The 13,943-nt window shown below is 63.4% G+C and carries 13 protein-coding genes; 8 read left to right on the plus strand and 5 right to left on the minus strand.

The window, feature by feature from the left end; genetic code table 11:
• Nucleotides 1–58 precede the first annotated feature (58 nt).
• From NBW56_RS04265 to nrdF, 5 genes are all read right to left on the minus strand, one after another.
• Nucleotides 59–376 carry a type II toxin-antitoxin system PemK/MazF family toxin gene (locus NBW56_RS04265; RefSeq protein WP_250258096.1) on the minus strand — a complete coding sequence of 106 codons (318 nt, stop codon included), beginning with the start codon at nt 374–376 and terminating at the stop codon, nt 59–61.
• Nucleotide 377: 1 nt separating this feature from the next.
• The gene (locus tag NBW56_RS04270; RefSeq protein ID WP_065248334.1) at nt 378–611 is read right to left on the minus strand and encodes a ribbon-helix-helix domain-containing protein; all 234 of its coding nucleotides are present in this window, start codon (nt 609–611) and stop codon (nt 378–380) included.
• Nucleotides 612–708: 97 nt separating this feature from the next.
• Nucleotides 709–3,147 (minus strand): glycoside hydrolase family 3 protein, encoded by a 2,439-nt coding sequence (locus tag NBW56_RS04275; RefSeq protein ID WP_250258097.1) that lies wholly within the window; start codon nt 3,145–3,147, stop codon nt 709–711.
• A gap of 339 nt (nt 3,148–3,486) precedes the next feature.
• Nucleotides 3,487–3,771, minus strand: a complete 285-nt coding sequence (locus NBW56_RS04280) for a GlsB/YeaQ/YmgE family stress response membrane protein (RefSeq protein WP_250258098.1) — start codon at nt 3,769–3,771, stop codon at nt 3,487–3,489.
• A gap of 306 nt (nt 3,772–4,077) precedes the next feature.
• Nucleotides 4,078–5,049: a class 1b ribonucleoside-diphosphate reductase subunit beta gene (gene nrdF / locus NBW56_RS04285; RefSeq protein WP_250258099.1), complete on the minus strand. Its 972-nt coding sequence runs from the start codon at nt 5,047–5,049 to the stop codon at nt 4,078–4,080.
• Between the two features lie 230 nt (nt 5,050–5,279).
• On the opposite strand from nrdF, the gene NBW56_RS04290 reads away from it, so the two are divergent.
• The 8 genes from NBW56_RS04290 to NBW56_RS04325 all read left to right on the plus strand — a co-directional run bounded on the left by NBW56_RS04290 (nt 5,280) and on the right by NBW56_RS04325 (nt 13,636).
• Nucleotides 5,280–5,501, plus strand: coding sequence for a DUF6199 family natural product biosynthesis protein (locus tag NBW56_RS04290; RefSeq protein WP_126847204.1), 222 nt, complete (start codon nt 5,280–5,282; stop codon nt 5,499–5,501).
• An 11-nt stretch (nt 5,502–5,512) separates the two neighbouring features.
• Nucleotides 5,513–5,803 carry a DUF6199 family natural product biosynthesis protein gene (locus tag NBW56_RS04295; protein WP_126847202.1) on the plus strand — a complete coding sequence of 97 codons (291 nt, stop codon included), beginning with the start codon at nt 5,513–5,515 and terminating at the stop codon, nt 5,801–5,803.
• Nucleotides 5,800–6,111 (plus strand): DUF6199 family natural product biosynthesis protein, encoded by a 312-nt coding sequence (locus tag NBW56_RS04300; RefSeq protein ID WP_126847200.1) that lies wholly within the window; start codon nt 5,800–5,802, stop codon nt 6,109–6,111. The genes NBW56_RS04295 and NBW56_RS04300 overlap by 4 nt, the downstream gene beginning before the upstream one ends.
• A gap of 203 nt (nt 6,112–6,314) precedes the next feature.
• A complete protein-coding gene (locus NBW56_RS04305) occupies nt 6,315–7,292 on the plus strand; it encodes a LacI family DNA-binding transcriptional regulator (RefSeq protein ID WP_250258100.1) in 978 nt (325 codons plus the stop codon).
• Between the two features lie 35 nt (nt 7,293–7,327).
• The gene (locus tag NBW56_RS04310) at nt 7,328–8,632 is read left to right on the plus strand and encodes an ABC transporter substrate-binding protein (protein ID WP_250258101.1); all 1,305 of its coding nucleotides are present in this window, start codon (nt 7,328–7,330) and stop codon (nt 8,630–8,632) included.
• Between the two features lie 33 nt (nt 8,633–8,665).
• Entirely contained in the window at nt 8,666–9,556 is an 891-nt protein-coding gene (locus tag NBW56_RS04315) for a carbohydrate ABC transporter permease (protein ID WP_250258102.1), read from the plus strand.
• Nucleotide 9,557: 1 nt separating this feature from the next.
• On the plus strand, nt 9,558–10,427 hold the full coding sequence (locus NBW56_RS04320; protein ID WP_250258103.1) for a carbohydrate ABC transporter permease: 870 nt from the start codon (nt 9,558–9,560) through the stop codon (nt 10,425–10,427).
• 32 nt (nt 10,428–10,459) lie between these two features.
• Nucleotides 10,460–13,636: a glycoside hydrolase family 2 TIM barrel-domain containing protein gene (locus NBW56_RS04325; protein WP_250258104.1), complete on the plus strand. Its 3,177-nt coding sequence runs from the start codon at nt 10,460–10,462 to the stop codon at nt 13,634–13,636.
• Nucleotides 13,637–13,943 lie beyond the last annotated feature (307 nt).

Below are 13,943 nucleotides of genomic sequence, written 5' to 3' on the forward strand. Positions count from 1 at the left end.
CGCAGCCCTGGATTTTTCATCGAGAGTGACGCAAGGAGTGTGCCGCCGGCGCCTCTGCTTAGCTCTCGAGCGGCCTCGCGTCGAGGTCGAAAGCCATGATCGCGGCCATCGCTAGCGCACGCTCCTGATCGTGCTGAAGGAAGCCAATCGTTCGACCGAGGAGCGACGAAGGGATCGTGACCGTGTTGTCGAGAGAGGCGGCAGAGCGGTGGTCGAGGCCGTTACGCTCCCCTAGCTCAACTTCGCTCGAGAGCCCTTTGACCGTCGAGGTGATGGGCGCGACCGTCACCTTGGTCATCGCACTTCGAGCGGCCTCTCGCGTCAGCACAAGAACCGGTCGGGTCTTGTCGAGCTTCGCAAGGCAGATTTCACGCACGTCAGTCCTCGAATGAGGCGTGGTGCGCGGTCCACTCCACGAGGGAGTCGAGATCATCCTGCGGGCCTTCCGCATTCACGATTGCAGCGTCCACAAGAGCCGCTTGCCGCCTCTTCTCTCGTTCGAGCGCGACGCTCACGAGGTCAGCTCGGCTACCGGCGGCTCCTGTGGACACACTCCGGTCAAGGAACTCCACGAGGTCGTCTGGAAGACGCAAGGAAATTTGCACCGTCATGCCTGCACCCTACCACCGCGAATCCCACTTTGGGATGCACTGCTATTTGTGCCGCAACAGCAACGAGCGCGCTAGCGCCCCCGCCGGAAGCCGCCGCCTACATGAGGTTGCGGCGGCCCTTTTCGGCACTCGTCGCATGCCCCTGCGGGTTGGCCTCGAGCACAAACCGAAGCACGTGCAGCGCCGTGCGCTGAAGCTCGCCAAGGGTGAGGCCGCCGTCGGAACCAAGCGAATCCTTCACGCCCGTATCGCACGTATCGCCGCCGTGCTCCTTGCTGCCGGGCATGAGAACGTCGATGCCACCGCGCACGCGGTAGGCGCTGTCGCGAAGGGCCGGGAAGTTCGGATCCTCCACCATGCGCATCCACCAGTCGGTCATCACGAGGCCGTCGAAGCCGAACTCTCCGCGCAAAATCGTGGTCACGAGGTCGTAGCTGTAGTGGCCCCACACCCCGTTGATCTTGTTGTACGAGGTCATGATGGTCTGCGGCTGCGATTCCTTCACCATGATCTGGAAGCCGCGCAGGTAAATCTCGCGTAGTGCGCGCTCGCTGACGCGCGAATCGGAGAAGATGCGGTTGTGCTCCTGATTATTGGCCGCGTAATGCTTCGGGCACGCCGCGACACCCTTGGACTGCACGCCGTTCACGATCGCCGCGCCCATGAGGCCCGTGAGCAGCGGATCCTCGGAGAAATACTCGAAGTTTCGGCCACACAGCGGATCGCGCTGAATATTCATGCCGGGGCTGAGCAGGATGTCGGAGCCCTTGGCGAGCATCTCCTCGGCGTGAAGCTCGGCAAGCTCGCGCACCCCCTCGGGGTTCCACGTGGAGGCGAGCGCGGTGCCGCACGGCAGAAGCGACGCAAACGCGGAAACACGCAGGCCAGAGGGGCCATCGGTCGTGATCGCGGGCGCCACACCCCGCTCGCGCAGGGACTCGGTCACGCCGCCAAGTGCACCGGCATTGCCGCGCACGCCAAGGGGGCTGTCCATGGTCGTGTCACCGTAGGCGAGGGCAGTGAGATCCTCAGTTCCGACGGTTGCCACGAATTCCTCAAGGCTCACCTTCCCGGAGCGCACCTCCTCAAACGAGGGCGCGGCGGCGCCTTCGGCGGGCGCCGGCAGTTCCTTGGGCAACCGCTCAAGGATGCGGCGGGCAAGGTCACGCTGCTCCTCGGGGGCGGGTTCGTATCCGACGGTCGCCTCGCCATCATCGCCCCGAGTGAGAATCATGCGGTCAAACCCGCAGCCCTTCTGGATCGAGGAGGCTTCTTCGAGCTGCTGCACAACGATCAGGTTCTCGATCTCGATCTCGCCGGCAAGCTCGGTGTCCTTCACGTTTTGGCCCACGTGCAGGCGATACGTGCCGGGCTCGACCACGTAGGCGCTCCTGTGGCCCGTTGCGCCCGAATCGTCGTAGGAGGCGAAGTCGCGAAGATCAACGTCAAGGCTCACCGTGGCGCTCTGGCCAGCGGCAACACTGCCGGTGCGGGCGAAGGCCGCGAGGCGGCGCGAGGGCTGGGAAAGCTTCCCATCAGGGGTTTCGAGGTAGGCCTGCACAACCGTGCTGCCTCCGCGCTCGCCCGTGTTCTTCGCCGTGACATCGAGGTGGGCGCGGGTGGCGTCGGACCCAAAATTCCCGAGGCCGAGCGAGAACGACGTGTAGCCGAGACCCTCGCCGAAGTGGAACTGCGCGGCGCCCGGCGCGAAAGTTTCGTAGTAGCGGTAGCCCACGAACACATCCTCCGCGTAGTTCGTGACATCCGGATCGCCGAAGTTCTGCGCGCTCGGGGCGTCTTCGTAGCGGCGCGCGATCGAGGCGGTGAGGCGGCCGCCGGGCTCCGTGACGCCGGTCAGGACATCCGTGAGCGCATGCCCCGATTCCATGCCGCCCGCCCACGCGATCACAAGCGCGGAAATACTGTGGCGCTCCGCCCACGAAAGATCCATGACGTTGCCCGCATCGACTACGACGACCGTGCGCGCAAACGCGGCACTGACCCGCGCGATCAGGGATTCTTCCTGCTCGGTGAGGAAGTACGAGCCGGGCGCGAGCTCCGCATCGCGGTCCTCCCCCGCCGCTCGGCCGATTACCACAATGGCCACATCGTTGCGCCCAGCCGCCGCGCTGATCTGCTCATCCTCGAGCTCGAACTCCGGGTAGTGCGTGGGCCACTTGCCCCACACCGTGCCCGGATCCGCGGGCTGCTCCTCACTGAAACGATCATAGGCCGCGGCGAGCTCCTCATCGACCTTCACCGCGCCCGATTCGCGAAGCGCATCCGTGAGGTTCGAGATGTACGGCGGGTTCACGTCGCCACCCGAGCCATAGCCGACGGCCAGCCAGTCCTTCGCCGTGCGACCAAAGAGCGCAACGCGGCTCTCGGGCGCAAGCGGCAGCACGCCATCATTGCGAAGAAGCACCGTGCCCTGCGCGGCAAGCTCGCGCGCTTTCGCGGCAAGCCGCGGATCGAGGCGGCGATCCGCCGAAACATCGGCGGCCGTTGACTGCTGGGACATCGTTTCGTGACTCATGGTGCTCCTCGTTGATGCTCGAGTCGAGGCGCCGGGCGGCCCCAGCGCCTCACCGTCACCCCAGTCTACTGGCCGCCCATGCCCGTCGTGGCGAAACCGCGCACGATGTGCTCTTCGGCTACCTCCTTGGTCGACCCACTTCATGAAGAAACTGCCGCACCCAAAGCCCCACACACCGCCCCAAGCCCAGTTTCTTCATAATCCGCGACGGGGAGGCCGGTGCGACGGGAAGGCCGGTGCAACGGGGAGCCGGGGCCGCGACGACTATAAAAAGTGCCCGCCCCCTTGTTGTGGGGCGGGCACTTGCGCTCGAGGCGCGTCTCTATTGATTCGTCACGATCAGTTGTCGGACTTCGTGAGCAGTCCGTAAATGAACATGACCACGAGAGCGCCGATCACCGACAGGAGGATCGTCCACAGCGACCACGGGTTGTCAAGGAGCGAGCTCCAGCCACCGTCGCCGAAGAGACCACCGATGAGGCCACCGACGATGGCGCCGATGACACCGAGGATGATGGTCATCCCCATACCCATCGACTGCTTGCCCGGCATGACTGCACGGGCGAGGAGGCCAATGAGGCCGCCGATGATAATCCACGAAATGATTCCCCAAATAAGAGACATGGAGTGACTACTTTCTGTTGAAGTGAACCAGGTCCACAAGTGTCCCGGGCGGTGTTAGCGAACCTGGGTTAGCGAACAGTGCCCGGGCGGTTGAAAAGTCGTCAACCATCATCAATCCTACCTGGGAGACACATCCGCAAAACTGCACGTCATCTGAAATTTCACACCTCTTTACCGAACACGCAGTACACCTTTGCTGGAGCACCACAACTGCGCCTCTCGCCACGGCGGCGCCTCACAAAGAGTGGGCGGCACGTCCACACACGTGCCGCCCACTCTTTTAACAGTCGCGAAGAACTATTCGAATCAGAAGTCCCAGTCGTCGTCCTCAGTCTCGACGGCCTTGCCCATGACGTAGCTCGAACCGGAGCCGGAGAAGAAGTCGTGGTTCTCGTCAGCGTTCGGGGAGAGCGAGGCGAGGATGGCGGGGTTCACCTCGGTCGCCTCCTGCGGGAACAGCGCCTCGTAGCCAAGGTTCATGAGGGCCTTGTTGGCGTTGTAGCGAAGGAACATCTTGACGTCCTCGGTCCAGCCGACCGGGTCGTAGAGGTCTTCGGTGTATTCCTCTTCGTTGTCGTAGAGGTCCATGAGCAGGCTCATCGTGTAGTCCTTGAGCTCCGCCTGGCGCTCGGGCGACTGCTTCTGAACGGCCTGCTGGTACTTGTAGCCGATGTAGTAGCCGTGAACAGCCTCGTCGCGAATGATGAGGCGAATGATGTCGGCGGTGTTCGTGAGTTCGCCGCGGCTCGAGTAGTACATCGGCAGGTAGAAGCCCGAGTAGAACAGGAAGCTCTCGAGGAGGGTCGAGGCGACCTTGCGCTTTTCGGGGTCGTCGCCGGTGTAGTACTCGAGAACGATCTTCGCCTTCTTCTGGAGGGCCTCGTTGTGCTCGCTCCAGCGGAAGGCCTCGTCGATCTGCTTGGTGTTGGAGAGCGTCGAGAAGATCTGCGAGTAGCTCTTTGCGTGCACGGATTCCATGAACGCGATGTTGGTGTACACGGCTTCTTCGTGGGGGGTCACAGCGTCGGGGATCAACGAAATAGCGCCGACGGTTCCCTGCACCGTATCGAGCAGCGTGAGCCCGGTGAACACGCGCATCACGAGTTCCTGCTCCTGCTCGTTCAGCTTCGACCAGCTCTGGATGTCGTTCGAGAGCGGCACCTTTTCGGGAAGCCAGAAGTTGCCTGTGAGGCGATCCCACACTTCCTGGTCTTTGGGATCTTGGATGCGGTTCCAGTTGATGGCCTGCACGCTGTGCTTGATGTGGTCGGTGTTCACGCTCATCCTTTCGCAACGATGGTTCTCAGCAGGCGTCGGACTCCAGGCCGGCTTAGCCGGCCGCCCCATCCCTGCCAGCGTAAGCTCGGGGGTTCCGACGCTTGCCCACGCGGCATTCTCGCCCATCCTAGCGAGCCGAACCGACGACTGGATGAGGGGCGCGTGACTTGCTCTCAGCGGGGCGTTTTAGGGTGAGCTGTAGATCACGCCCGCAGTAGTCAGGATCCCTCATGCCGTTCGTTTCGCTCGTGTTTGTCCTGTTCATCCTCTACGGCGCAGCGATGGCTGTTTTCCCCTTCCAAACGTGGGAGATCACCATGGCGTGGGCCTATAAGGATCGCGAGGCGAACGAGCCCAGCCCGGCAGGCCTGGCAATCATGAGGGTGGGCGGCGCCATCATCGTCATGGGGGCGATCGCCATGTTTGGCTATTACCTTCAGGCCACGGGGTAGGGGTGGGTCTCGTGTCGCTGCCGTCCATGGTCCTCGCGTTCATTTTCTTCGCCGCCTACATTCTCGTGTGCCTGTGGGCGGCGATTGCACCACGCGGCCTGTGGCGAGCACTCAACGGCCGGGTCTATTGGCACCGACGCGGTGCTGAACCGAGCAGCGCCGTCTTTATGCGGATGCGGATCGTGGGAATCGTCGCGGCGCTCATGGGCGTGGTGGGTATCCCGCTCGCAGTCGTGTGGGCGATGGTCACGAACGCGGTCACGAACGGTGAGGGATACAAGCAGATGGGAGCTCAATCATGATGTTCTTGGCAGTGATCGTACTTGCGCTGTGCCTCGTTTTCGCGCTGTGGTACGCGATTTCGCCGCAGCATCTGTGGCGCACCTTTTACTCGTGGCGCTACCGGGACCGGGAGGCGAACGAGCCGAGCGAGACGACGTACTTTCTCCAGCGCGTCGGCGGCATCGTGGGGTCAATCCTCGCGGTTATTGGCATCATCGTGATCATCGCCCTCGCGCTCGATGGCCAGGCAAAGGAGTACGAGCGGAGGAAGCAACTCGAAGGCCAGCAGCTACAGGTCCAAACGGTGGTCCACTTCCCGGAAGCGTGACCATCACCCCCGCTTACACCGCAAGCGCGTAAAACGCGCTGTCTAGCCCGCTGAGTGGTGCAATTTGACATCCTTCTGGTGGCACACGTTACAGTGACTGGGAGCGCTCCCAACGGGTGTGCGTCACGCGGCTACGAAGTCGCGAGGCGCGCAAAACTCCGCAACGCATGGGGGCGCGAAACTCAGCGAGGAGGAGGACACACGTGGCCACGATCAACGATGTCGCTCGCGCCGCGGGCGTCTCCCGCAGCACCGTCTCACGCGTACTCAACGGACAGATCTCCTCCCCCGAAGCCCGCGCCAAGGTTGAAAAAGCGATCGCCGAAACCGGCTACCGCGCCAACGCCCACGCACGCTCCCTCGCCTCGGGCAAAAGCAACGTCTACGCGGCGATCCTCACCGAGCCCTACGGCGAGTTGTTCGAGGACCCCACCTTCGGGCGGATGCTCCAGGGCATCAACTCCGCACTCGTGGGCACCGACATTGCCCTCAACCTACTCTTCGCCACCACCGACGAGGAGCGCGAACGCACACTGCGTCAGCTTGCCCCGAACCGGGTCGACGGCGCGCTCGTGCTCTCGCCCCACATCGACGATCCGCTGCTCGAAGCAATGAGCACCGCGATTCCCACGATCGTTCTCGGCCCCCTCGTTGAGGGGCGAGAGAACACGTGGACCGTAACGATCGATGACCGCCAGGGCGGCGAGCTCGGTGCGCGCCACCTGGTTGAGCGCGGCGCCCGTCGCATCGCAATCATCGCCGGCCCCGACACGGCGCAGGGCGCCCACGATCGCGTCGAGGGCCAGCTCTCAGCACTCGGCACTACCCCGCTCGAGGTCATTCACGCGCCCTACTCAACCGGCGGAGGCGCCCTAGCCACGCGTGAGCTCCTCGCGAAGCACCCCACCCTCGACGGAATTCTGTGCGGCTCCGACCGTCAGGCGCTCGGCGCCCTCGCCGTCCTCCGCGAGGCTGGCCGAAGCATTCCCCACGACGTCAAGGTCGTGGGCTTCGACGACCACGCGTTCGCTGCCGAAACGACCCCCGCGCTCACCACTATCGCGCAACCCATCTTCGACGTCGGTGCGAGCGGAGCACGCCTGCTCAATGCGCTCGGGGACCACCGCACCATCCAGTCGCTCACGCTTCCTACGTCCCTCGTGGTGCGCGAAACGACCTAAAACTTCCACGAACACAAGATTCAAAGGAGAACCTGATGAACGACAGTTGGATCCACGAGATCCCCGCGTCGGTCCGCGCGATCCGCGAGGCCACCGCGAGCCGTCGCGCCGTTCTTGGCGCGGGAGCCGGCGTGAGTGCGCTCGCTCTGCTCGCAGGCTGCGGCGCGAACACCGACCCGAACACGGTCACCGTCGGATCCCACCAGAGCGATGCGATCCCAAAAAAGGCCGTGCTGGACATGCTGAGCTCGTGGAAGGGCGGCAAGGTCGAGATCAATACGGTCGATCACGAAACGTTCAAAGAGAGCATCAACAACTATCTCCAGGGCAACCCCGACGACGTGTTCACGTGGTTCGCGGGCTACCGCGCACGCTTCTTCGCCGAGCGGGGCCTCGTAAGCGACCTGAGCGACGTGTGGGAAAACATCGACGGCATGCCTGAGTCGATGAAGGTCGCCTCCTCCGCCGATGACGGCCGCCTCGTGTTCATCCCGTGGAACTACTACCCGTGGGCCGTGTTCTACAAGCCGAGCGTGTTCGAGAAGCACGGCTGGAGCGAGCCCGCCACGTTTGATGAGTGGCTCGCCCTCAACGAGGACATCAAGGCCGCGGGGCTCACCCCTATCGCGTTCAGTGACAAGGACGGCTGGGAAGCCATGGGCACGTTCGACATGCTCGACCTGCGCGTCAACGGCTATGACTTTCACGTGTCGCTCATGGCGGGCAAGGAATCGTGGGAAAGCCCCGAAGTCAAGAACATTTTCGCGGCCTGGCGCGAACTCCTCCCCTACCAGCAGGCCGACCCGCTTGGGCGCACGTGGCAGGAAGCCGCGCAGTCCATGCTCAAGGAAGAAACGGCGATGTACACGATGGGCATGTTCATCGACCAGCAGTGGGCAGAGAGCGACGACCCAGAAGACCTCGACTTCTTCACCTTCCCCGAGTTCGATCCGTCGATCGGCGCGGATGTCGTCGAAGCCCCGATCGACGGCTGGATGATGGCAGCGAAGCCCCACAACGAAAAGAAGGCGAAGGAACTCCTCACGTACCTCGCGACGGCCGACGCCATCCAGTACAAGCTCGATGCCGATCCTTCCGTGATCTCACCGCGCACGGACCAGGATCAAAGCAACTACTCGAAGCTCCAGAAGAAAGCCGTCGAGCTCATCACCAACGCGAGCGCGATTTCCCAGTTCCTCGACCGCGATACGCGCCCCGATTTTGCCTCGACGGTCATCAGCCCGTCGCTGCAGAACTTCCTGAAGAACCCCGACTCGATCGACTCGATCCTTCGCGACATCGAGAAGCAGAAGAAGTCCATCTTCCCTGCCGAGTCCTAACCCCTATTTCGACCTCTATCCAAGGAGCGAGTCGTGTCCAAAAAGATCGGACCGCTAGCCAAGCTGCACGGTAAAGATAAATTCACCGTGATCGCGATGAGCGTCATCCCGCTCGTGATCGTCGGCGTTTTCGTGTGGATTCCCGCCCTATGCACCGTGATCCTGTCCTTCAGCAACTGGGACGGCATCGGCGGCCTCGGCGACATTCATTTCGTTGGCATCCAGAACTACATCGACATGTTCACGATCTACCCGCCGTTCTGGCCGGCGCTGTGGCACAACGTCGTGTGGCTCCTCGTGCTGTTCTTCATCTTCACTCCGCTCGGGATGTTCCTCGCGGTGCTGCTCGATAAGGAACTGAAGCTCACGAAGTTCTACCAAACCTCCCTCTATCTGCCGGTCGTGCTTTCGGCCGCGCTCATCGGCTTCATTTGGCAGCTCATGTACAGCCGCGACCAGGGCTTCATCAACGCTGTTCTTGGCACGCAGATCGACTGGTACGGCGATCCGAACATCAACCTGTACGCGGCGATCATCGCGAACGGCTGGCGTCACGTTGGCTACATCATGCTGCTCTACTTAGCGGGCCTCAAGGGCGTAGACCCAGCCCTCAAGGAAGCAGCCGCCCTCGATGGCGCGAGCTCCGCCCGCACCTTCTTCCAGATCATCTTCCCGGTGCTGCGCCCCGTGAACATCCTCCTGCTCGTCATCACGTTCATCGAGGGTCTTCGCGCGTTCGACATCGTGTGGATCATCAACAAGGGCCGCAACGGCCTCGAGCTCATCTCGACCCTCGTGACCTCGAACGTCGTGGGCGAGGCCAGCCGCATCGGCTTCGGTAGTGCGCTCGCCACGATCATGCTCATCATGAGCTCGATCTTTATCGTGATTCAGCTGCGCATCATGCTCAAGGGAGAGAACTGACATGACCCCGAAGAAAAAGAATCTCACCGTCTCGAGGGCGTTTCTCAACGTCTTCCTTATGATCGTCGCACTCGCGTGGCTGTTCCCGCTCCTGTGGGCGCTGTTCAACTCGTTTCGCGACTACGGCTACACGAGCCAGCACGGCTATTTCAGCTTCGGCGGTTTCACGCTCGACAATTTCGTGAACGCGTGGGAGCAGGGCGGCTTCACTCAGTCGTTCCTCAACTCCCTCATCATCACGTTCTTCGCGGTCGTGTTCACCCTCGCGCTGAGCTCGTGCATGGCATTCGTGCTCGCACGTTTCTCGTTCAAGTTCAACCTCGCGATGCTCGCGTTCTTCGTGGCCGCGAACCTGCTGCCACCGCAGTCGCTTCTCGTGCCGATCTACCGCATGTTCATGTGGATCCCGATCCCCGAGTTCCTCTCGGCCTCCGGTTCGCTCCTCGACACCCACCTCGGCGTCATCATCGTGAACACGGCGTTCCAGACCGGCTTTTGCACGTTCGTGCTCGCGAACTACATGAAAGGCATCCCGGCAGAAATCTACGAGGCCGCCGACGTCGACGGCGCCTCCGTGTGGTCGCAGTTCTGGACTCTCACGATCCCGCTGTGCCGCACCCCTCTCGCTGCCCTCGCGACACTGCAAACTGCCTGGATTTACAACGAATTCTTCTGGGCTACGGTGTTGCTGCAAAAGGGCGATAAATTCCCCGTCACGAGCTCCCTGAATAACCTCAAGGGCTCGTTCTTCACCGACTACAACCTGCTCTCGGCGGGCTCGATCATCGCGGCCCTGCCCATCCTGATCCTGTTCTTCGTGCTGCAGCGTCAGTTCGTTTCAGGCCTCACGATGGGCTCGACCAAGGGCTAAGATTCTCGACCGCCACAACAAAGGAGTTTTCCATGAGCACCCTTTCCGAGATCACCTCCTACTCCCCCGGCTCGGGCGCGCGGGTCTCGCCGCGCTGCCACCTCTCCACAACCGCAGAAGCGGTGAGCCTCGCGGGCACGTGGAAGTTCGCCTACTCGCGCAGCGCCGAGGGCGCGGGAGAATCAGCTCCGACGGTGGACTTCGACGACTCGAGCTGGGACGACATCACCGTGCCCTCGCACTGGGTTCTCACCGGCGGCGGCGACTACGGTGACTTCGGGAAGTATGGCGCCCCGGCCTACCAGAACGTGCAGTTCCCGTTCCCCGTCGACGCCCCGAATGTTCCCGACGACAACCCGACGGGCGACTACCGCACCCGCTTCACGCTGAGCGCCGAGAAGGTCGAGGAGCTCGAGAAGGGCACGCGCGTGTACCTGCGCACCCTCGGTATCGAGTCCCTCGCGATCGTGAGCCTCAACGGCGAGCAGGCGGGCGTCGTGCGCGGCTCGCGCCTCACACAGGAACTCGACGTCACGAACCTCCTCGTCGAAGGCGAGAACGTGCTGCACGTGCGCGTGCACCAGTGGTCTTCCAACACGTACCTCGAGGACCAAGACCAGTGGTGGCTGCCCGGTATCTACCGCGACGTGGAGCTCCTGTTCCGCCCGGCCGCCGGCATCGAGGACGTGTGGCTGCGCGCCGATTTCGACTCGACGAACGGCCCTTCCGCTCCCGGCCCCGGCACGCTCATTCCGGAAATCCGCGCGGAGGAAGCCGCCTTCCCCGTCACGGTCGCCATCGACGAGCTTGGAATCTCGGAAACGTTCGAGAGCCCGGCAGCCGTCGGCCCCATCCCCGTTCCGGAAGTGGAGCCGTGGAGTGCCGACGTGCCCCGCCTGTACACCGCGACCGTGTCGAACGCCGCGGAGACGCTCACGATCCGCACGGGCTTCAGGCGCGTCGAGATCGTGGGGCACGAGTGGCGCGTGAACGGTAAGAAGCTGCGTATTCGCGGCGTGAATCGCCACGAGTACGATCCGAAGCTCGGCCGCGTGTGGGACCGCGAGAAGGCACGCGAGGGGCTGCTGCTCATGAAGCACCACAACGTGAACGCGATCCGCACCTCCCACTACCCGCCGCATCCCGAACTCTTCGACCTTGCCGATGAGCTGGGCTTTTGGGTCATGGACGAGTGCGATTACGAAGCGCATGGCTTCCTTGGCGAAAACTGGCGCGACGTTCCCGCGAACGATCCGCGCTGGCGGGATGCGCTTCTTGATCGCGTCGAGCGGTTCTTCGAGCGCGACAAGAACCACCCGTCGATCGTGTCGTGGTCGCTCGGCAACGAGGGCCACACGGGCGCGAACATGGCGCAGATGGCGAACTGGCTGCGTCGCCGCGACCCGGAGCGCCCCGTGCACTACGAGCAGGACTACGACGGGCAGTACACCGATCTCGTCTCGCGCATGTACCCGCCGATCGAAGCAATGCGCGACATGGCTGCCGGGCGCGGGAAGTTCGGCGGCACCATTCCGGGCCGCAACGCGGAGCTCGCGAAACGCCCCATGATCCTTTGCGAGTACGTGCACGCGATGGGCAACGGCCCGGGCGGCATCACGGAATACGAAGAAATCTTCGACACCTACCCCCAGTGGCACGGCGGCTTCGTGTGGGAGTGGCGCGATCACGGCATCGCCGCCCGCACCGAGGATGGCACCGAGTTCTACGGCTACGGCGGCGACTTCGGCGAACCGGTTCACGACTCGTCGTTCGTGTGCGATGGCCTCGTGCTTTCCTCGGGTGAGGCAACTCCGGGGCTCGTCGAATTCGGCGCCGTCGTGAGCCCGATCAAGCTCGAGTTCGACCTCGCTATGGAGGGCGATACCGAGCGGGCCATCGACAACGATGTCGAGGACGTCAACATCACCGCGGCGCACGTCCAGGACCTCCGCCACGCCGGCGATCTTGACGACTTCGTGTTTGAGGTCATCGATGAGGTCGACGGCCGCGAAGTGCTGCGTCGCGAATGCCCCGTCGAAAAGGTTTCCGCAAACGGCTGGAAGAGCTACGCCGGCGAGCTGACCCTTCCACCCTTCGCCGAGGGCCACGAGGGCGAACCTTCGGGCGAGAAATTCCGCACGATCCGCGCGGTTCTGCGCGAGAGCACCGCGTGGGCCGACGCCGGCCACGAAGTGGCGTTCACGCAGGTCCCTGTGGTGGACCCGAGCCACACTGTAGCGCCTTCCTTCCCCTCACCGCTGCCCTCAAGGGCAGGCGACGGTGAGCACATGGGCCAGATTCCGGATTCCGACGGTTCCTTCGCTCTCGGCGAGGCCCACTTCGATCCGCGCACGGGCGACCTCGTGAAGCTTGGAAGCCTCGATCTCGCTGGCCCTCAGCTCCGCCTGTTCCGCGCCCCCACCGAGAACGATTCGCTCGGTGACTTCGGCTCATACATCCTCGCCGACCCGGCCGAGACGACCGGCTCGGGAACCCAGGCCCCGCCCACCGCGGCGCTGTGGCGAGAGATCGGCATCGATAAGCTCGAGCGCCGTGTCATTGGCGTGTGGCTTGACGAGCATGAGGTCCGCGCCGTGCACCGCTACAGCACGCCTGCCGGCCGCGCTTACGTCGATCTCGACCTCACGTGGCGCCTCGAGGACGCTTCAAGCAACGCTAAGGGCAACGCCTCGCGCGTTCTTCGGTTGTATGCCGACGCCGCACCTTCCGCGAACTGGGAGTACGTGTGGGGGCGCCTCGGCATTGAGTTCACGGCGCCGCTCGGTGCCGGCGAGGCCTCGTGGTTCGGTTCGGGCCCCCTCGAGAACTACGCCGATTCGTGCCGCGCGGCGCGCATTGGCCGCTTCTCGATGCCCGTCTCAAGCCTGAATGTCGAGTATGCGGTTCCGCAGGAGTCGGGCTACCGCCCAGGTCTGCGGGAGCTTCAGCTTTCGGGTCTTGGCCTCACCGTGCGCACGGATGCCGTCGGACCCCACCGCGAACGGCCCGGTTTCCAGGTGCGTGAGCACTCGATCGAGCAGATCACGAAGGCCCGCCACCCGCATGAGCTGGGCGAAGCGGAGCGCACGCACCTCATTTTCGATGTGGCGCAGCACGGTCTCGGTTCGCGCTCGTGCGGCCCCGACGTGAGGCCCGAGTACCAGCTGCGCCCGCGCTCGGGTTCCTGGTCTCTCACTTTCGAGGTGTAACCGCCCACTAGCTGAGGGCCCCTGCCGCGGCAGGGGCCCTCTTTTGAGGTTGGGTCCTGGCTCACACCACCGGCCAATTTTCTCCTGGTCTGATCCCCTTACCTCTTTGCTAGCTCCCCAGGTCGGTCCCCCCCTCTCCCCTCTCCCATTCGACTCCCCACCTTCGCTCTCCCGTTCAGCTCCCCACCCCCTCTCTCTCCCTCTCTCTCACCGCAGCAAAGTGGTGAAAAAAGGCCGCCTCGTGTCGAAAATCGACCCTCTGACGCGGCTATTCACCACTTTCGTGAGATGCCGAAGGGGCAAGAGA

This window comes from Dermabacter sp. Marseille-Q3180 (assembly GCF_940792985.1).
GTDB classification, from domain to species: Bacteria; Actinomycetota; Actinomycetes; order Actinomycetales; family Dermabacteraceae; genus Dermabacter; species Dermabacter vaginalis.